General features: G+C 59.4%; 19 protein-coding genes. 9 read left to right on the forward strand and 10 right to left on the reverse strand.

What is annotated here, in order from left to right:
* The first annotated feature begins 6 nt into the window (after positions 1-6).
* From SynNOUM97013_RS13245 to SynNOUM97013_RS13260, 4 genes are all read left to right on the forward strand, one after another.
* Entirely contained in the window at positions 7-327 is a 321-nt protein-coding gene (locus tag SynNOUM97013_RS13245) for an urease subunit beta (RefSeq protein WP_114988750.1), read from the forward strand.
* A 3-nt stretch (positions 328-330) separates the two neighbouring features.
* Complete coding sequence (gene ureC / locus SynNOUM97013_RS13250) at positions 331-2040, forward strand: urease subunit alpha (RefSeq protein ID WP_186480195.1); 1710 nt, start codon at positions 331-333, stop codon at positions 2038-2040.
* 14 nt (positions 2041-2054) lie between these two features.
* Positions 2055-2798, forward strand: a complete 744-nt coding sequence (locus SynNOUM97013_RS13255) for a type 1 glutamine amidotransferase (protein ID WP_255442821.1) — start codon at positions 2055-2057, stop codon at positions 2796-2798.
* A gap of 197 nt (positions 2799-2995) precedes the next feature.
* A complete protein-coding gene (locus SynNOUM97013_RS13260; RefSeq protein WP_186480197.1) occupies positions 2996-3163 on the forward strand; it encodes a DUF4278 domain-containing protein in 168 nt (55 codons plus the stop codon).
* 303 nt (positions 3164-3466) lie between these two features.
* On the opposite strand, the gene SynNOUM97013_RS13265 is transcribed toward SynNOUM97013_RS13260, so the two are convergent.
* From SynNOUM97013_RS13265 to SynNOUM97013_RS13290, 6 genes are all read right to left on the reverse strand, one after another.
* Positions 3467-4144 (reverse strand): DUF1028 domain-containing protein, encoded by a 678-nt coding sequence (locus SynNOUM97013_RS13265; protein ID WP_186480198.1) that lies wholly within the window; start codon positions 4142-4144, stop codon positions 3467-3469.
* A complete protein-coding gene (locus SynNOUM97013_RS13270; RefSeq protein WP_255442822.1) occupies positions 4141-5430 on the reverse strand; it encodes a Zn-dependent hydrolase in 1290 nt (429 codons plus the stop codon). The genes SynNOUM97013_RS13265 and SynNOUM97013_RS13270 overlap by 4 nt, the downstream gene beginning before the upstream one ends.
* Positions 5431-5525: 95 nt before the next feature.
* On the reverse strand, positions 5526-7550 hold the full coding sequence (gene asnB, locus SynNOUM97013_RS13275) for an asparagine synthase (glutamine-hydrolyzing) (protein WP_186480200.1): 2025 nt from the start codon (positions 7548-7550) through the stop codon (positions 5526-5528).
* A 9-nt stretch (positions 7551-7559) separates the two neighbouring features.
* Positions 7560-8630 carry an aspartate carbamoyltransferase gene (locus SynNOUM97013_RS13280; RefSeq protein ID WP_186480201.1) on the reverse strand — a complete coding sequence of 357 codons (1071 nt, stop codon included), beginning with the start codon at positions 8628-8630 and terminating at the stop codon, positions 7560-7562.
* A gap of 188 nt (positions 8631-8818) precedes the next feature.
* Entirely contained in the window at positions 8819-8962 is a 144-nt protein-coding gene (locus tag SynNOUM97013_RS13285; protein WP_186480202.1) for a hypothetical protein, read from the reverse strand.
* The gene (locus tag SynNOUM97013_RS13290) at positions 8959-10386 is read right to left on the reverse strand and encodes a sodium:solute symporter family protein (protein ID WP_370586432.1); all 1428 of its coding nucleotides are present in this window, start codon (positions 10384-10386) and stop codon (positions 8959-8961) included. The genes SynNOUM97013_RS13285 and SynNOUM97013_RS13290 overlap by 4 nt, the downstream gene beginning before the upstream one ends.
* Before the next feature lie 318 nt (positions 10387-10704).
* Here SynNOUM97013_RS13290 and SynNOUM97013_RS13295 point away from each other — a divergent pair, with 318 nt between their 5' ends.
* Genes SynNOUM97013_RS13295 through SynNOUM97013_RS13305 form a run of 3 tightly spaced genes read left to right on the forward strand, consistent with a single transcriptional unit; the run spans position 10705 to position 14035 of the window.
* Positions 10705-12180, forward strand: a complete 1476-nt coding sequence (locus SynNOUM97013_RS13295) for a circularly permuted type 2 ATP-grasp protein (protein ID WP_186481652.1) — start codon at positions 10705-10707, stop codon at positions 12178-12180.
* Positions 12174-13169 (forward strand): alpha-E domain-containing protein, encoded by a 996-nt coding sequence (locus tag SynNOUM97013_RS13300; protein ID WP_186480203.1) that lies wholly within the window; start codon positions 12174-12176, stop codon positions 13167-13169. The genes SynNOUM97013_RS13295 and SynNOUM97013_RS13300 overlap by 7 nt, the downstream gene beginning before the upstream one ends.
* Positions 13142-14035, forward strand: a complete 894-nt coding sequence (locus SynNOUM97013_RS13305) for a transglutaminase family protein (protein WP_186480204.1) — start codon at positions 13142-13144, stop codon at positions 14033-14035. Before SynNOUM97013_RS13300 ends, SynNOUM97013_RS13305 begins: the two co-directional genes overlap by 28 nt.
* Here SynNOUM97013_RS13305 and SynNOUM97013_RS13310 read toward each other — a convergent pair.
* Positions 14023-14514: a redox protein gene (locus SynNOUM97013_RS13310; RefSeq protein ID WP_186480205.1), complete on the reverse strand. Its 492-nt coding sequence runs from the start codon at positions 14512-14514 to the stop codon at positions 14023-14025. The two genes, SynNOUM97013_RS13305 and SynNOUM97013_RS13310, sit on opposite strands and share 13 nt — an antisense overlap.
* Positions 14515-14596: 82 nt before the next feature.
* A complete protein-coding gene (locus SynNOUM97013_RS13315) occupies positions 14597-14983 on the reverse strand; it encodes a hypothetical protein (RefSeq protein WP_255442825.1) in 387 nt (128 codons plus the stop codon).
* A 70-nt stretch (positions 14984-15053) separates the two neighbouring features.
* On the opposite strand from SynNOUM97013_RS13315, the gene SynNOUM97013_RS13320 reads away from it, so the two are divergent.
* Positions 15054-15923: a hypothetical protein gene (locus SynNOUM97013_RS13320; RefSeq protein WP_186480207.1), complete on the forward strand. Its 870-nt coding sequence runs from the start codon at positions 15054-15056 to the stop codon at positions 15921-15923.
* A gap of 10 nt (positions 15924-15933) precedes the next feature.
* Here the strand turns inward: SynNOUM97013_RS13320 and SynNOUM97013_RS13325 are convergent, their stop codons facing one another.
* Together SynNOUM97013_RS13325 and SynNOUM97013_RS13330 are read right to left on the reverse strand one after the other, a co-directional pair.
* Complete coding sequence (locus SynNOUM97013_RS13325) at positions 15934-16983, reverse strand: GTP 3',8-cyclase MoaA (RefSeq protein ID WP_186480208.1); 1050 nt, start codon at positions 16981-16983, stop codon at positions 15934-15936.
* Positions 16980-17567 (reverse strand): molybdenum cofactor guanylyltransferase, encoded by a 588-nt coding sequence (locus SynNOUM97013_RS13330; RefSeq protein WP_255442826.1) that lies wholly within the window; start codon positions 17565-17567, stop codon positions 16980-16982. Before SynNOUM97013_RS13330 ends, SynNOUM97013_RS13325 begins: the two co-directional genes overlap by 4 nt.
* Before the next feature lie 250 nt (positions 17568-17817).
* On the opposite strand from SynNOUM97013_RS13330, the gene SynNOUM97013_RS13335 reads away from it, so the two are divergent.
* Complete coding sequence (locus SynNOUM97013_RS13335; protein WP_186480209.1) at positions 17818-19371, forward strand: MFS transporter; 1554 nt, start codon at positions 17818-17820, stop codon at positions 19369-19371.
* Positions 19372-19450 lie beyond the last annotated feature (79 nt).

Here is a 19450-nt window from a genome sequence, read left to right on the forward strand (position 1 = left end):
GAACCCATGGCACCTCTCATTCCAGGCGAACTGCTTCCCGAACCGGGTGAACTGGAGCTGAATGCAGGCCGACCCGTCACCACACTGAGCGTCTCCAACAGCGGCGACCGGCCGGTGCAGGTGGGCTCCCATTTCCATTTCGCCGAAGCCAATGCCGCCCTGCAGTTCGACCGGACCGCAGCCCGCGGTCAACGGCTCGACATCCCCGCCGGCACCGCCATCCGCTTCGAACCCGGCGACAGCCGCGACGTGAACCTGATTCCCTTCGCCGGTGCGCGACGCGTCATCGGCTTCAACGGCCAGATCAACGGACCCCTCGACGCCTGACCCATGCCCTACCGCATCTCCCGCCAGGCCTACGCCGAGACCTACGGACCCACCACCGGCGACAGGGTTCGCCTAGCCGACACCGAGCTGATCCTGGAAGTCGAGAAGGACTACACCGTCTACGGCGATGAGGTGAAGTTCGGCGGCGGCAAGGTGATCCGCGACGGCATGGGCCAATCCCAGACCCCTCGCGCCGAGGGCGCCGTCGACACGGTGATCACCAACGCCCTGATCCTCGACTGGTGGGGCATCGTCAAAGCCGATGTCGGCCTCAAGGACGGCCGCATCGTCGGCATCGGCAAAGCCGGCAACCCCGACACCCAGGAAGGGGTGACGATCGTGGTGGGCCCAGGCACGGAAGCCATCGCTGGGGAAGGGCACATCCTCACGGCCGGTGGCATCGACACCCACATCCACTTCATCTGCCCCCAGCAGATCGAAACGGCCCTGGCCAGCGGCGTCACCACCCTGATGGGCGGCGGCACCGGACCGGCCACCGGCACCAATGCCACCACCTGCACCCCTGGCGCCTTCCACATCGGGCGGATGCTCCAGGCCGCTGAAGGCCTGCCGGTGAACCTGGGCTTTTTCGGCAAGGGCAACGCCAGCACCCCGGAAGCGCTGGAAGAACAGGTGCGTGCCGGCGCCTGCGGCCTGAAGCTGCACGAAGACTGGGGCACCACCCCCGCCACCATCGATGCTTGCCTGTCGGTGGCCGACCGGATGGACGTGCAGGTCTGCATCCACACCGACACCTTGAATGAAGCCGGCTTCGTGGAAGACACGATCGCCGCCATCAAGGGACGCACGATTCACACCTTCCACACCGAAGGCGCCGGCGGTGGCCATGCCCCAGACATCATCAAGATCTGCGGTGAAGCCAACGTGCTGCCGAGCAGCACCAATCCCACCCGGCCCTACACCCGCAACACGCTCGAAGAGCACCTCGACATGTTGATGGTGTGCCACCACCTCGACCCGAAGATCCCCGAAGACGTGGCCTTCGCGGAATCGCGGATCCGGCGCGAAACGATCGCCGCCGAAGACATCCTTCACGACCTAGGCGCCTTCTCAATCATTGCCAGCGACTCCCAGGCCATGGGCCGCGTCGGCGAGGTGATCACCCGCACCTTCCAGACCGCCCACAAGATGAAGGTGCAGCGCGGTGCCCTGCCGGAAGACTCCGCTCGCAACGACAACCACCGGCTGAAGCGCTACATCGCCAAGGTGACGATCAACCCGGCATTGGCCCACGGCATCAGCAGCGAAGTGGGGTCGATCGAAACCGGCAAGCTCGCTGATCTGGTGCTGTGGAAGCCGGGCTTCTTCGGCATTCGCCCGGAACTGGTGGTGAAGGGCGGTTCGATCGTCTGGGCCCAGATGGGCGACGCCAACGCCTCGATTCCCACCCCCGGCCCGGTGCACGGCCGACCGATGTTCGGCGCCTTCGGCAAAGCCCTCGCCCCCAGCTGTCTCACCTTTGTGAGCGAAGCGGGGATGGATGCCGACATCCAACGTCAGCTGGGGCTGGAGCGCACCTGCATGGCGGTGAAAGAGACCCGCAGCGTGGGCAAGAGCGCCCTCAAGCTGAATTCAGCCCTGCCCAAGGTGAGTGTGGACCCGCAGACCTATGAGGTATTTGCCGATGGTGAACTGCTCACCTGTGAGCCCGCCGAGGTGCTGCCCCTCGCCCAGCGCTACCTGCTGCTTTGAGCCCCACGCTGCTGGTGGTCCAACATGTGGACCACGAAGGGCCTGATCTGATCGGCCGTTTGGCAAGTCAACAAGGCCTCACCATTCGAACCGTGCGTCCGGACCGGGGCGATGCGCTGCCCGCACCGAGCGATTGTCCGGACTGCCTGGCTCTGGTGCTGGGGGGACCGATGGGAGTCAACGATCGACACAGCGCAGGATTGAATTGGCTGCAAACGGAACTCGATTGGCTGGCGGCGTGGCACCAAGCTGAAAAGCCGGTCATCGGCATCTGCCTGGGAGCACAGCTCCTGGCCGTCGCCGCAGGCGGTTCAGTCGAGGCACTGCAGGTAGGTGAACCACCTCACCCCCTAAAAGAAGTGGGACTCGGGGCGATTCACTGGCTGGTGGGAGCCGACGCCGAACCGTTGCTGGAAGACTTGGGCACAAGCACCACGGTGCTGCACTGGCACGGCGACCGCATTCGTCTTCCCGAACAGGCCACACTGCTGGGGTCCTCGCTGCACTGTGCGGAACAGGTGTTTCGGATCGGTCGCCACGCCCTGGGCCTGCAATGCCATCTCGAGGTGAGCACGGCGTCACTCGAGCAATGGATCACACAAGACGAGGCCTATTTGGTGAGCGCCATGGGCACGCAAGGCCCTGCGCAGATCAAGCGAGTGTGGCAACGCGTGGGGAACGACCTGCAAATCCAAGGCTCACGCTTCTTCGCAGCCGCTCTGCGGCAGTTGCTACCGCTCACAACAAAAAGAAGCTGAAGCGAATTAGTTCTCGCCAAGCAAAAATCAAAATCAAAAATTTTCTAAATTTGTATCAGCCTGAACGACCAAAGAAGAGACGCATTACAGACAATCGCTGCGTAGCAGTTGCTACAAAACGTTCACCACGTAACACACGTGGCGCAGTACGACTCAGGCCATGGAACGGGGACCTGGGCTTGCTTCGTTGAACAACCATGAGCACACTCCTCTATCGCGGACACACCTACAGCCCTAATCACTGCGCCGCACAAAAGCCGGTGATTCAGCTGACGTACCGCCGCAATGTGTATCAGTCACGGCAGACATCTCCTCAAAGGATTCCCGTGGAGTTGATTTATCGCGGTGTTCAGTACACACGCTGAGCAATTCGCAACTCGGTATCAAGAAAAACAACTGAGGCCAGGCTCTAAAGGGGTTAATAGATCCAGCGATGCATAAGTTGCGTGGATCTAATCGCACAACCCCACGACTCTGATCTGGTGCTGCTGCAACCAGCGAGCATCCACGGAGTGTTCTGGCTTCAGTGCCACTTTCCTCAAAGTGAATGGGACGCTCTGCTCTCAGGGCAGGCCGTGTTTGAAGTGAGCTGCATGAAGCAATTGGCTCAAGATGCCCGACTGGCAGGCGTCAGCCTGGATTGGGCAACTTCTGTAGCTTCCTGAGGCCTATCCAGCCATCAAACGGTTCAAGCGTGGCAGCTCGGTGAACGAATCACGCCACTCTTGAACCCAAAGCTCTTGGCTGCGTTCGTACACACGCATCAATTCTTCGACAGCAGCATCACGAAAGTCGACGCGTAAATCCAAAAGTGGAAAGGCGGCTTCACCACTGACCTGAACCGCAGCCGATGTGGATGTTTCAGAACGATGGTCACCGCCTGCGGCTTCACCTGCCTGTAGAGCCAACATCAATCGCCTACCCAATTTCCATGTCGGGTCGCTGTTGAGAAATCCCTCCTCGATGGCTGCAAGCACCTCTTCTCCGACCAGGTAATTCCCTGCCACCGAAAGATTTAAGTGATGGCGGTGGCCAGCCCAGCCACCACAGGATTGACCAGTCCAACAGGCTGTCCGACCTGCGGAATCAATGAGATGAAACTGACGCTGATCGCGGTGGGGATCATCGGCAAGCAGGCTGCTGAGCACCCCATCGGCATCGGCACTTTGTTCGAGCCGTTCCAGACCACAGATCCCGAGATAGGGATTGGTGTGTGCCTGCGTGGCCACAGCACCGACACCAGAACGAATGTGAGGAACAGTGGATCCAACTGCTAAGTGACAGGTCGCCACGGCTACTCCAAAACGGCCGTTGCTTGGATCTCGGGCAACGATCGAAAAGGTCATGTCAGCGCACAATCGAGCCGCTGAATGGTTTCCAGCAAGACGGCCGTGCCATCCACACACTGGCGGTCACTGGTGAATTCAGCCGCTGAATGGCTGAGACCATCTCGACTGGGAACAAAAATCATGCCCATCGGCCAGCGACGGCCAATCTCTTGGGCATCGTGGCTGGCGCGACTCGGAAGGCCGCTCCAGTTCAAGCCGAGATCCGTCGCCACGGACGCGATCGTTGACATCACCATGGCAGAAGCAGGAGTCGGCTCCACCTGGAACTGGGGCTCCAAGCGAATCGGGCATCCCGTCGCTGTGGAGATCCGTTCCAGCTCATCCTCCAGGCTGGAGACCAATTGATCCAGCACAGCTGGGCTGAGATCCCTAATGTCCACCGTCATCGAAACGGAACCGGGCACCACGTTGGCGGCATTGGGCCAAACCTCCAGTCGACCCACCGTCGCCACAGGATCTCCTGGATGCTGTTGGGCGATGGACTCCACCGCGAGCACAACTCTGGACGCTGCAGCCAAGGCGTCCTTGCGCAAGGTCATCGGCGTCGTGCCGGCATGGTTGGGCTGACCCTCCACCTGAATGGAGAAACGCCGCTGACCAACGATGCCCTCAACAACACCAATGGCGTCACCACGATGCTCCAGAACAGCCCCCTGCTCGACGTGCAACTCCAGAAAAGCAGCAACCGCATGATCCGGGCGACAGGCAGACGCCAATGCAGGCCAGTGCCCACCAATACGCTTCAGATTGACGTCAATCGGCTCACCATTGCTGGTGGCATAGGCCGTCGGCTCCGCAGACGCCGTTCCAGCCATGCCCTTGCAGCCAACCATCGTCGACTCTTCGTCGGCAAATGCGACCACCTCAAAGGAATGGCGTAACTGAAGGCCTGCATCCTTAAGGGCTCGTGCAACCTCAAGACCGGCCAACACCCCCAGCACCCCATCAAAGCGACCGCCGGTTGGCACCGTGTCCAAATGGGAGCCCGTCATCAGCACGGGCAACGCAGGATCCTGCCCTTCCAAGCGACCGATCAAATTGCCAGCGGTATCAACGCGAACCTGCATGCCGGACTCTTTCATCCAGGCCGCTAACTGATCACGACCCTGCACATCGGTCTCACTGAAACCGCGCCGACAAACACTGCCATCCGCTTGCAGGCCGATGGAGGCCATCTGATCGAGCGTTTGAAGCAGACGACCACGGTTGGGAATCACCGCTGTTTTCCGAACCGCCGCCTCCACTGGAGTGACTTGTGGACGATTGGAAAGCAGTTGTGGCAACGATCGTGACCTTCGGTTCAAACCAAAGGTCAGCATCGCCCGAGTTTCCAAAACCTCCTGTCGTCAATGCAACGGTTTAACGCTGATCAAAGAATTCAAACGGGCATCAACACGCGCCAGCCCAACCGCTCCGCTTCCTCACGGGCCTGAGCAGGGACATCAGCAGCCACGAACATGCGATGCAACATCTGCACCCCCAGCAGATGGTTGATCACAGCATCCATCTGAACACGTTCAGAATCCGTGGTCTGCGGGTCGTCATGGCGATCAAAGAGAGCCCGCACACCCTCTTTACTCAAGAGTCCAGCGGCATCAATCGCTTCATCACTGAGATAGTCGTCCGCCAGCTGTTTCATCTGCGCCCACTTCTCCGGCTCGGTGTGGGCGGGTGGCGCCATGAAGGCAAACTTCTCACGCTTGTAGAGCACCTCTGGAAGCAGCCCAGCCATCGCTTCCCGCAACACGTATTTCTCTGTTTTGCCTTTGATCCGCAATTCCGGTGGAACCTGCACCGCTGCGGCGGCGAGATGGTGATCCAGGAATGCCGGACGGGCCTCCATGGAATTGGCCATGTCGACCCGGTCGCCACCCCAGGTGAGGATCTGGCCCTCCAGCATGGTCTTGATCCAGACGTACTGGGCCTTGTCCAAAGCGTGGCGACCCTCCAGCTGATCGGGGTCAAGCTGTGCGGCAATCGCCTGGCCAGGCGAGTAGCCCTCAAGCGCCTGGCGGCGAGGCTCCGCCAGCAATGCCGGAACGAGCGGAGCACAGGCAAGCCAGGGTTGCAGGCAACTCGGAGTGAAACCCACCACGGCCTCCAGAGCAGGATCATCCACTTGATCGGCTGCCAACATCGCTCCCTGCACCAGAGCATTCGACTGCTGCAACAGCAACTCCCAATTGCTGCGTTCCTCCTGCGGAAGATCATCAAGACCGTGCAGAAACATGTCGCGGCGAAACGCGGGGTAGCCGCCGAACAACTCGTCGGAGCCTTCACCCGTCATCACCACCTTGTAGTCCACGTTGTTGACGTGGCGACTCATCAGAAATTTGGCCACCGCCAGGGTGTTGTAGATCGTGCGCTCCGTATGCCAGATCGTGCGCTCCATGAATCCATAGAGCTCTCGCCCTGACAGGCGCATCACATCCTGTTCCGCTCCCGTGGCTTCCGCCATTTCCTGGGCGATCGGTGATTCGTCATATCGGGCATCATCAAAACCGATGGTGAAGGCCCGCACCGGGGACTGACTCACCGCAGAGGCCAGACCAAGGATCGAGCAACTGTCGATCCCTCCGGACAGGTAGCAACCCACCGGCACGTCAGCGACCATGCGCAGTTCCACCGCTTCCAACAGCGCTGCGCGAACGGCCGCCACGTGATCCGCTTCGCTCAGGCTTTGATCGCGCTCATCTTTGCGCGGGAAATTCAGATCCCAGTACGACCACTCGGACACCTCGAGCTGACCTTGGGCACGCTGCACCTTCAGCACATGCCCCGGCTTCACCTGATGAACCCCTGCAAACGCGGTGGTGCCAGGCACCATCGTCTGCATCAGCTGATGGAACAATCCTTCTGAGGTGAAACGCCGCTCCACCGCAGGATGGGCAAACAACACCTTGAGCTCCGAACCGAACACCAGTCCCTCGGAGGTCATCGCCCAGTACTGGGGCTTGATCCCGAAACGATCCCGCACCAGATACAGACAATCCTCTTCGCGATCAAATAACGCGAAGGCGAACTCCCCGCGTAACAAGGGCAGGGTCGCGTTCAAGCCTTGACGCTGATACAGCCGCAACAGAATCTCGGAATCGCTCTTGCTGCTGAAGCGAACTCCCTGAGCGGTGAGATCGGCGCGAATGCGCTGGAAGTCATAGAACTCACCGTTGTGGGCCATCAACACCTCACCGTCATCGGTGAGAAAGGGCTGCCGCGCCCTTGACTCGTTCAGATCAATGATCGACAGACGGGCATGGCAGAAGCCAACCCCGGCCTGATCGAGACACTCCACCCCGAATCCATCCGGCCCGCGATGGGACTGGATCGCTGCCATGTTGACCAGCAGCTGCCGATCGACCGTCTGGTCACGATCAGCGTTGAACACACCTCCGATGCCGCACATAAGCCTGATTCAGACGACGTCCATGACCCGGTCAGCCCGGTCCACCATGCAGGTGAGCAGAGCCATGCGCAGAAACACCGCTCCCCGTGCCTGGCTGAAATACCAGTTCTGAGGTGTTTCATCCATGCAGGTGCTCAGTTCGGCTCCGCGGGCCAGCGGATGCAGAACGATCGAGCCATCTTTGTAGGGCAGATCCTTGGTCAACCGAAACTGCGACCCATGCACCTCGAAACTGTCGCCCACCCAGGCAATGGCATTGATGTAGGTGACATCCAGGTGGGGCAATTCCGTGCGTAAGTCCGCGCTGCAACGCAGCTTGAGACCGGCCTCCTGGAGCTCCTCAAACTGGCCGGCATCAAACAACGTGTCTTCAGGATCCGCATCAGCGGAATGAATCACCACAACCTCCTCAACGATCTGAGGGAACTTGGCCAGGATCCTGAGCAGCGAACGCACCGTGCGCATCCTGGACGGCACACCGATCACGCCGATCCTGATCCTCTGGTCCGCAGCAACGACGAGCTGGGCCAGGCTCGGACGCCACTTGAAAATCGTGAATAGATCCGCCATTGCCTGCGTGGGGTGCTCATCCAGGCCATTCCCGGCATTGATGATCGGAATGCGCAGGGTTTGCGACATGGCATAAACCGCGCCGGGATCGCTGTCCCGCAGCACCACGCAGTCGCCGTAGTTGTTGAACATGTGCGCCACATCCTCGAGCGATTCGCCTTTGGCAATCCCCGTGGTGGAGCGGTCTGTGATGTTGATGGAGCTGCCACCAAGCCGATGCCAGGCACTGTCGAATGACAAGCGCGTGCGCGTGCTGGGCTCGTAGAAGGCGTTGATCAGAATCTTGCCCTGCAGCGGCATGTTGTGGGTGATGTAGCGCTCGGGATTGCTCTCGTACTTCGCCGCCAGCCGAAACAACTGCAGCAGCGTTTGCGGACGAAACGACTGGATCGAAACCACGTGCTGATCCACCAGATCGAGCAGCGGTTCCGCCTCCTCCTCAATGCAGGTCAGCAGCGACTGAGGCTGCGTACGGCCATAGACATCTGGGCCGAGAGGGTCGAACCGCATGGGCGCCTCCTCAACCTCCAGAGCAACTTGTTTGGTATTCAACATCGAGGCTCCCGGGCGCAATCCCGATCAAACGGAACGTGAGCAGCGCCATCCATGTGACTTAAATCACCCTCTAGCAACAGAGGGCAGCGAAGCCAGCAAATCCAGGAGATCTTTGGAACTGATTCCAAATTCAGTCGCAACCACTACCAAACTCGGCCATTGCGCCACTCCACAAACCAGATCAGCAGCAACACCACCACCGACAGCGACAGCGCCAGCTGACTGCCCAGCAGCACCAACTCAAACCCCTTAAGGCCGAGTACCACCGCAAACAAGGAAGTGATCATGCGTCCTCCTTCAAGAGTGCGAAATCAAACCGTTCCGGCCAAAAGCGGCTGCCCACCAGCATCACCAGCGCAGAAATGGCTGCTGAAAACACCGCAGCGCAGTAGGGCGCAATCAACACGTAAGCGGCCAGGCCCACCAGGCTTCCACTGAGCATCGCCAGGATGGCTGCTCCACGGCTGGCGGAGCGCCAGTACAAACCGCAAGCCACCGGCCAAACGGTTGACGCCACCAGAGCACCGGTGAAGAACAGCACCGATGCCAGCGAATCCAGCCGCGGCCAGGACAGCGCCAGGGTGACGACGGCCAATCCCACCACCATCAGCCGCGCCGCTTGCTTGAGCTGCAGATCACTGGCCTGGGGCCGCAACAGCCGGAAATACACATCTTCCGCCAACAGATCGGCGGTGGATGCCAGCAACGAATCCAAGGTGGAGGTGAGCGAGGCAAACACCACCACAAACACCAGGGCCGCGCCGCCCGCCCCGAGCAGATCAGCTGCCATCACGGGGAACACCATGTTCACCTGCTCGAGGGGCAACGCACGGGCCAGAGCCACCAGGCCGATGGAGCCCGTCACCATCGGCACACTCATCCAGGCGATGCCCCCCAACACGAACGAGGTCATCACCACCGAGCGCCGACTGGCGAAGACCCGGGACCACCAGATGTTGTTGTGAAACACCTCTCCCATCGAAAAAAGGGCGGAATTCCAGGCGATCAACAAACCCGCCGGCAGCAGCAGATCAAGCCGATCGGGATGCCGATTCACCAGGGCGGCATGCACATCCGGCATCGGGAACTGGCGAAACGCCAGAACAGCCACCACCGCCAGCAACACCATGATCAACAAGGACTGAATGAAGTCCGTGCCGATCACCGCACGCATGCCGCCATACAAGGTGTAAAGGGTCGCGACGCCGATCACGACCACCATGCCGACGTGGTAATCGAAGCCTGAAAGCGCTTGCAGCAACAGGCCCGCACCCATCGCCTGGGTCATCAGAAAACCCAGGGTGTAGATGGCCGTGATCACCATGAACACCCACCAGGCCAACCGGCCGTAGCGCAGGCGAATGAAGTCGCCGCTGGTGCGCCCGTTGGGCATCAACTGCTTGATCCGCGAGGCCAGGGGAGCGAACAGGATCAAGCCCAACCCGGCTAGGGCATAGCTGAACATCCCCCAGAGCCCGGTCTTGTAGCCAAACTCCGGAGCCAGCAAGGTGGTGTTGCCGGTCACCCAAGAGGCCATCAACGTGGCCGTGCTCAAGGCCAGGCCGATGTTGCGGCCAGCCAGCATGTACTCATCGGCATCACCCTTGCCCCGTCGCCCCCAGGCCACACCCAGGGCGACCCAAAGCACAGAGAACAGAACCACCAGAGCCCAAGCGATGCCAGGGGCTAAGAACGGAGTGCTTCCAGCCATCAGTCAGCCCCCCGATCACGCCAATGCAGGTGGCCGCGCACAATCATCACCACAGTCGACACTGTGACCAGTGCGCCAAGGGCGAAGATCAATCGCGCCCAGAGCAGTTCATTCAAGACGAGAGAGGGTGTTGGCTTCGCTGATCAGATAAGCAAACACCGCATGCGAGGCCGAGGACTTCTGGCGATTCCAGTGCTCGGGACTACGCAAAACGCCAAGCCATAACGCATTCCCAAGCCAAATTGCGGAATGTGTAGCAACCACAACCCGTGAGGGGGCAGGCGGAGGTCTTGGATGCCGGTCCACCAAGGTTTCGGGATGTTCACCGACTACAAACCCTCGGTCGGCTACGACGAATATTTTTGCAGCAGCACGGCATCGCCCAGGGCAGACCTAGCGCCTCTGCTCTCATCTCTCGGCCAAATGGGGTTGCAGGAACTGAACCGCAACCATGCTTCCGCGAGCCACCTGCTGCGTCGATTGGGCGCCACCTTCCGGCTGAATGATTCCGGACTAAGCGGCAGTGAACGCATCCTTCCCTTCGATCCACTGCCGCGGTTGATCAGCCGCGGTCAGTGGCAGCGCCTAGAGCAAGGCCTGCTGCAGCGACTGGAAGCGATTGACTGCTTTCTGGCCGATATCTACGGGCCCCAGCAGATCCTCAACGACAAGGTGATTCCCAGGGAGGACGTGGAAAGCTCCTCGGGATGGCGACCACAACTGCAGGGGATCCACCTGCCGCTGAACCGTTGGTGCCACATCTCCGGACTGGATCTGATCCGTGATGGGGAAGGCACCTGGCGCGTCTTGGAAGACAACCTGCGCTGTCCCTCCGGCGTGGCCTACTTCCTAGAGAACCGGCGGGTGATGAAACGGTTGTTCCCCAGTTTGTTTGCGGGACGCACCGTTCAACCGATTGACGACTATCCCTCCCATCTGCTGCGCACGCTTCAGGATCTGGCGCCCTGGAGTGATGCCCCACGGGTCGTGATCCTGACGCCCGGGGTGTTCAACAGCGCTTACTTCGAACACAGCTATCTGGCGCAACAGATGGGCATTCCCCTTGTGGAAGGTCGGGATCTGATCTGTGAAGACGGGCGCACCTGGATGCACAGCACCAATGGACGAACCCCGGTGGATGTGATCTACCGGCGCATCGACGATGACTTCCTCGATCCGACCGTCTTCCGCAGCGACTCGATGCTGGGCGTTCCGGGCCTCATTGACGTGCTTCGTCAGGGACGGGTCGCCATTGCCAACGCGCCTGGCACCGGCATCGCCGACGACAAGCTGATCTACGCCCACGTGCCGACGATGATCCGCTACTACCTCGGTGAAGAACCGATCATCGAAAACGTTCCCACCTACCTCTGTGCCCGGCCCGACGACCGCGCCTACGTGCTGGAGAACCTCGAGCGACTGGTGGTGAAATCGGTGGCAGAAGCCGGTGGCTACGGAATGCTCATCGGACCTCAGGCCAGCCGATCGGAACTGGCCGACTTCGACACGAAGATCCGTGCGAATCCGCGCAACTTCATCGCCCAGCCAACCCTTCAGCTTTCCACCGTTCCCGCCCTCAGCGACGGGGAGCTTTACCCCTGTCATGTGGACCTGAGGCCCTACGTGCTCCGAGGCAAAAGCAGCTGGGTCAGCCCCGGTGGCCTGACCCGTGTCGCCCTCAAACGCGGCTCACTAGTGGTGAATTCCTCGCAGGGCGGGGGCTGCAAGGACACCTGGATCGTCGATGAACAACAGGTGACTGCAACGCCACAGATGGAGGCCGTGCCGTGCTGAGCCGGGTCGCCGACTCCCTCTACTGGATCAACCGCTATCTCGAACGGGCCGAAAACATCTCCCGCTTCCTGGAGGTGAGTGAAGCGATGGCCCTGGATTGCCCGCCAGGCAGCGCTGAACCATGGCTGCCACTGGTGGATGCAACCGGTGACCGCCGCAGCTTCGATCAGGCCTATCCAGCCGGGACACCACGCGATGTGAGCCGCTTCCTGCTGCTGGATCGCGAGAACCCCAACAGCATCGTGAGCTGCATCGGCATGGCGCGTGAAAACGCCCGACAGATCCGGGACGTGATCACATCAGAGATGTGGGAACAGATCAATGATCTGCACTGGAGCCTCCAGGACGGGGAGGCGATCTGGCAGGAACACACACAGGAGCAACTGCGCATCATCCGACGCGGGTGTCAGATCTTTTACGGCATCACCGACACCACACTCAGCCGTGACCTGAGCTGGCTGTTCAGCCAGCTGGGCCGGCTGATCGAACGGGCAGACAAAACCTCACGCATCCTGGATGTGAAGTACTACCTGTTGCTTCCCACGCCGGAAGAGGTGGGCGGAGTGCTCGATGAACTGCAATGGATCACCCTGCTGCGAACGGCCGGTGCTTACCAGATGTATCGGCAGAGCATTCAGCAGGCAATCAACCCTGTATCCGTCGCAGGGTTTCTCTTGCTCGATCCGATCTTTCCACGCTCCGTGCGTTACTGCCTTCAGGGGATTAATGACACGCTGCAGCAGATCCAGACCCAGCCCGTTCAGGGAGCGCCCGATGACCTCGACTGCCTACGCGGTCAGCTGCTGGCCCGATGGAGCTACGTGCGCATCGACAACCTGATTGAGGGCGGTCTACATGAAGCGATCGACGGACTGCAACAAGATCTCAATCGTCTGCACCAACTGATTCAGAGCCGCTATTTCACCAGCACCGAGCTGCATTCCACCCCTACCGAAGTTCTATGCGCGCCCGGATCCTTCACCGCCTGACCTATCAATACGCGGCAGCGGTGAGCCTTGGCGAACACCGCCTCTGCCTCAAACCGCGGGCCCAGGGCTTTCAGACCCTGATCGAGCATCAGCTCACCGTGACACCTGAACCCCATCAACGTCGGGAACTGCTGGCCGCCAGTGGCGATGAAATTCAACGGCTGATCTTTCTCGGCCACACCGATCAGCTCCGCTTTGAAGCCTGCAGCCTGGTGGAAACGCGCCCTGCACCGGCACTAGAAGCCTGCTTCAACGGGCTGGAACCTCCTTTGCCTTACCCGCGCGGCCAACTGAATGTTGACCTTCAAGGAGCACTGGATAGCTGGCTGCCGAATGGTCAGCACGAACCTTCGGTGATCGACCTCACCCAGGAAGCGCTGATGGGAAGCAACCAACAGACGCTGGCGTTTCTCAAACAGCTCATGGATTTGATTCAGGAGCGTGTCAAATACACCCAACGCCATGTCGGCCCCGCCTGGCCGGCGGGCCGAACCCTGCGAGAACGGATTGGATCCTGCCGCGACCTGGCCATGCTGATGGTGGCCTGTTGTCGGGTGGTGGGTCTGCCGGCCCGCTTCGTCAGCGGTTATCAGCTGCTGGAACCGGCACCCGATCAGTACGACCTGCACGCCTGGGCTGAGATCTACCTCCCGGGCGCCGGATGGCGGGGCTTTGACCCCAGCGCGGGCGGTGAAGTCACACCGCGCTACGTGGTTCTGGCCACATCATCCAAACCCGAACTCACGGCGGCCGTAAGCGGCAGTTTTAGTGGACCACCCGGGACAGCCAGTGAGCTCAGTTGGTCGATCAGCGTGGAGGAGAGCATGGTCAGCGACTGTTCTCCAGCCGTTGTTCATGCCGCCTGAAGCAACGGTTCCACACCATGAAGCCGCGGCTTCATGGCCGTGCTGACCGTGGCGGCCATCAGCGCAGGGATGCGGGCACTGTTGTAAACGCGGAACTCATGCAGCAAGGAAACACCTGATTCGCGCACCGCTTGATTGAGAACCACCGATCCATCGGGATCCGAAATCGAACGATGGAACGTGCCCGGTGGAATGCGCAGGATGTCTCCGCCACTTTCCAATCTCACGATGTGAAAGGGCTGTTCCCAGGCCAGGTTGACCAGATAAAACGTGCGGCCACCACTGGCTGCGAGGAGATTGTCCTCTTGGTGGGGATGCAGGTAAAACTGCCAAGCACCAGAATCAGAATCATCCGGAGGACTGACAGCCGGACCGGAATGAATCACAAGGTCACGGGCATTCGACGTGTCCACCGTGACGTCGAAAAACCGAACCGATGGCGTGTCGCGAAAGCGCTCGTAGGGCAACAGTTCGAACATCACCGATGGGCCGAAGCACGACCCGAACTCTCACCCGTTTGTACCGAGCTTTTCGCGTAGAAACGGTGACATCGACGACGGTTCAGCCGCCCAGATAGGCCATTTCTGCTCGAGGGACAGGATCAGCCTTGCAATGCCGCTCCTCGCTGTAGCGATCAGATCGTCGCTGCCAGAGAGCACGGATGACCTGCTCCAACTCCTGATCGGAGCCCATCGCTGGGTTCAGATCGGTTCCCTGTGAAGCAAACAGGCAAGTGAAGGCTTGACCATCGGCCGTGATGCGCAGACGGTTGCAATCGCCGCAGAACGGCTCACTGATGGAGGCGGCCACGCCCAAACCACTCACATCGTCGTGATAACGCCAACGGCGAGCGGTGCCTCCACCGTTCCGACCCAGTGGACTGAGGGGCCACCGCTCAGCAAGGCGCAGCACCAATCCATAGTCAAATCGATCTACAAACGCTGACACGCAACTCGAGACCGCCAAATTCATGACTAGAAACTTCTAATAAGCTAATTCAATATCAATTATTATCCCAATGCTTACAATAGAGCAGCAACTTTTGGAAAGTGCTTATTCAAGCCAGACACAAAAACTTCGCGATATCTACCCATTGACATGGATATATGGCTCAAGAATATTTACCTCAGATTCCACTTCAAATTTCACTTCAAATTCCTCAGCCCAGTCCCCACAAGTACAACGCTCCCTAATCCCCAACCACACAAGAGACAATGATGTAACGCAGCAATCGATAGCCCAAGACGTAACATTCACTTATACGCCCGAAGAATTTTTTCCAGGTTTCCCAAGGCCAGGTACCATGGAATTTGGGGAAGCCATTGTAAGCGTCGGATTAGACGAAAGCGGTAAAGTACTTTCATTCATCTGCCCTCAAGCCGAGCAAAATTTTACACAGAACCTTGCTATTGGCTTAGTCGAACTTTCTGGAAAAGTAGAGGCTGAAATAGGCCAGATCGGTGGCAGCATTGATCCCATAACTGGTATTGGGACCGTTTATCTTGATGATGTGCAATTGTTGTTTTGGGGTGAAATCACAATCGATCCACTGTTGGGTCTGACTACCAATTTTTATCTCGACAAAGACGAAGCCGCATTCATTCCACTCACCAATCTACAGGGAGGCAGTGAACTGGTAGTGGATAGCTCAGGTGCTCCCAATGACAATACATTCGCAAGACTCGAAATTTCGGCATTACAAGGCGTCAATCGAGGAGTTCAAGACGGCTTTTTACAGGAACTAATTATTGAAGGCATTAACCTTGAATTGCCCGGATTCGCAATCAAGGGGACCGGCCTTGAATGGACCGTCAATCTGCAAGATCCCCAACCTATCTCTGGTGAGGCCTACGCGGAACAAGCTAACGACTTACACATGGGACATTGATTCAATTAATTCAACCGCCCAGATAGGCCATTTCTGCTCGAGGGACAGGATCAGCCTTGCAATGCCGCTCCTCGCTGTAGCGATCAGATCGTCGCTGCCAGAGAGCACGGATGGCCTGCTCCAACTCCTGATCGGAGCCCATCGCTGGGTTCAGATCGGTTCCTTGGGCAGCGAACAAACACGTAAAGGCCTGACCATCGGCCGTGATGCGCAGACGGTTGCAATCGCCGCAGAACGGCTCACTGATGGAGGCGACTACACCGACATCACTCACATCATCGTGATAGCGCCAACGCCGAGCCGTTCCTCCATCGTTGCGACCCAGTGGACTGAGGGGCCACCGCTCAGCAAGGCGCTGCACCATTAGCTCGGCCGGCAGCACTTGATCCATCCGCCAGCCATTGCGATTACCCACATCCATGTATTCGATCAGGCGCAGTTCCATCTGCTGGCTGCGCGCCAGCTCCGCCAGAGGAATCAACTGATCGTCGTTCACACCGCGTTGAATCACCGCGTTGAGCTTGAGGGCACCCGCAGCAGGGTTGAACCCAGCGTCTCGTGCAGCGACCAGACCAGCCAGCACCTGCTGCACCAATCCTTCACCGGCGATCCGTCCGCCACGCAGCCCAGCCATCCTTGCCGCGACAGCGCCATCGACCGCATCCAGACTCACGGTGATGCGATCCAGGCCTGTCTTCTTCAAGGCCTTGGCGCGCTGCTCCGACAACAACACACCATTGGTGGTGAGTGCCACGTCACGCAGACCAGCCAGAGGGTCACCAGGGGTGCGCCTGCCATCAGCCACTCCTGCCAACAACGGCATCAGCCGATCACTGAGCAGAGGTTCGCCACCAGTGAGGCGAAGGGTGTGCACACCAAGGCGCGCCGCAACGCGAATCAAACGCAGCTGCTGCTCCAGCGTCAGCATGACCGGAGGATCAACAGAATCCGGACAGCAATAGGGACACGCCAGATTGCAACGGGCGGTCAACGAGAGCCTCAGCACCCCCAGGGGCCTGGTGTGTTGATCAAGCGTCAACGCTGGAGAGGCGCAAGTCATCCAACCAACGCTGCCAGATCGGCTGGATGATTCACATTGCTGAGCTGCTGTGCAGGCAGTTGCAGAGTGTCGTGATCAATCCGCTGAAGCCAGCCAAACCATCGCGCCTGACCATCACGGAGTTCAGCATCCAGCCCCGCACGATTGCTGGCACTGCATGGATAAATCCCCAACAAGGGCTGAAGGCGTTGACCGTCATCGGCCACCAGCGCTCGCGATTCATCCCGACGCCACACATCCAGCAGCGCTTGCAACGCATCCACCTGCAGCGCAGGCATGTCCACCGGCAAAGTCAGCAGAGCCTGGGTCTCATCAGCAGTCAAGAGGCAACTGAATGCACGCAGAGGCCCGGACGGACTCCATGGTTCGGCCTGCACCGTGACCCCGGGCCAACCGGACAGACAGCGTCGATGGGTGGCATGCGCGCTCATCACACACACTTCAAGCCCCAGTGAGCGCAATAGCCGAACCTGCCGCTCCAACCAGGTGAATCCGTCCGCAGTGGTGATCAGCGCTTTGTCGGTGCCCATCCGACGACTGGCACCACCGGCAAAGACCACCGCTCTGAGCGATCGCGAGCCCACAACGAACCTCAGAACGTCAATTAATTAAAGAACGTGCTGTGCAAGTAACAACAGCTACGAATTGACGTGTTGCAGCCCTGAACTTTCAGCGTCAAGCCACCCGAGCCGATGATTTTGGTAGCGAAGACAACGAATCCTCTGCACCCCGAATGGTGCAATTATTCGGCGGTCTGCATGAGCGCCGCATCTTGAAATCCTGGGCGCCTTCGTTTCGACGCCGGGGTTTGACTCTCCATCCCAAACAAACCCCATGCTTGGCGAACTCTGGTCGTTCCAGGGGAGATACCGAACACTTCATCTCACCTGGATCGCCTTCTTCCTGACCTTCGTGGTCTGGTTCAATTTGGCTCCTCTGGCTTCCACCGTGAAAGCCGACCTTGACCTGACAGTGGGTCAGATCCGCACGGTGGCCATCTGCAACGTGGCCCTCACCATTCCCGCTCGTGTGCTGATCGGCATGCTGCTGGACAAATTCGGACCCCGGATCACCTATTCCTCGATCCTGGTGTTCTCCGCCTTTCCCTGTCTGCTGTTTGCTGCCGCTCAGGATTTCAACCAACTGGTGGTGGCACGTCTGCTCCTCTCCATCGTTGGTGCTGGCTTCGTGATCGGCATCCGCATGGTGGCTGAGTGGTTCCCGCCCAAGGAGATCGGCTTAGCTGAAGGCATCTACGGCGGCTGGGGCAACTTCGGCTCTGCCTTCTCTGCCCTCACCATGGTGGCCATCGCTGGCTTCCTGTCTTTCTCCGGCGGTTTTGAACTGCCCACCGGCGCAGTTCTCAACTGGCGCGGTGCCATCGCCCTGAGCGGCATCATCTCTGCCATCTACGGCGTCTTCTACTTCTTCAGCGTCACCGACACCCCTCCTGGGAAGGTTTACCAGCGCCCTGAGAGAACAGCTGGTCTGGAAGTCACCTCCATGCGTGACTTCTGGGGACTGCTGGGAATGAATGTTCCTTTCGCAGCCATCCTCGCCGTGCTGTGCTGGCGCCTGCAAAAGGTCGGCTTCCTTACCCCTGCCACCTATCCACTGGCTCTCGGTGCCGTTGCGGTCTGGTTCATCTTCCAGACCTGGGGAATCATCCGCACCAACCGCGAATTAATCCTCGGCAACAAGGTCTATCCCAAGGAAGACCGCTATGAATTCCGGCAGGTGGCCATTCTTGAGCTCACCTACATCGTGAATTTCGGCTCCGAGCTTGCTGTGGTGTCGATGCTTCCCACCTTCTTCGAAACCACCTTCGATCTGCCGAAGGCCACCGCAGGCATTCTCGCCTCCTGCTTCGCGTTCGTGAATCTGGTGGCGCGTCCTGCCGGCGGCCTGATCTCTGACAAGGTCGGTAGCCGCAAAAACACCATGGCCTTCCTCACCGCTGGCCTTGGCATCGGTTACCTGGTGATGAGCATGATCAAACCCGGCACGTTCTCCGGCCCGTCTGGAATCTTCGTGGCTGTGGTAATCACCATGCTCGCCTCCTTCTTCGTGCAATCCGGGGAGGGTGCAACCTTCGCTCTGGTGCCTCTGGTGAAGCGCCGCGTCACCGGACAGGTGGCAGGCCTGGTGGGTGCCTACGGCAACGTTGGTGCCGTGACTTACCTCACCATCTTCAGCTTGCTGCCCATGTGGATGGGTGGTGGTGCCGAGCCCGATCCGACGGTGATCGCCAACTCCAACAGCCGCTTCTTCCAGATTCTTGGAATTGCTGGTCTGATCGTGGCCTTCTTCTGCTACTTCTTCCTCAAGGAACCCAAAGGGTCCTTTGCGGATCTGCATGAAGGCGAAACGGAAGAAGCACTCGCCTGAAGATAAAAATCCACTTCTGATCGGAGTTTGCAGCTCGACTGCCATCCGAATGCCCGGGGGGACTTCCCCCGGGTTTTTG

Origin of the sequence: Synechococcus sp. NOUM97013 (assembly GCF_014279815.1) — a bacterium.
Taxonomy (GTDB): domain Bacteria; phylum Cyanobacteriota; class Cyanobacteriia; order PCC-6307; family Cyanobiaceae; genus Synechococcus_C.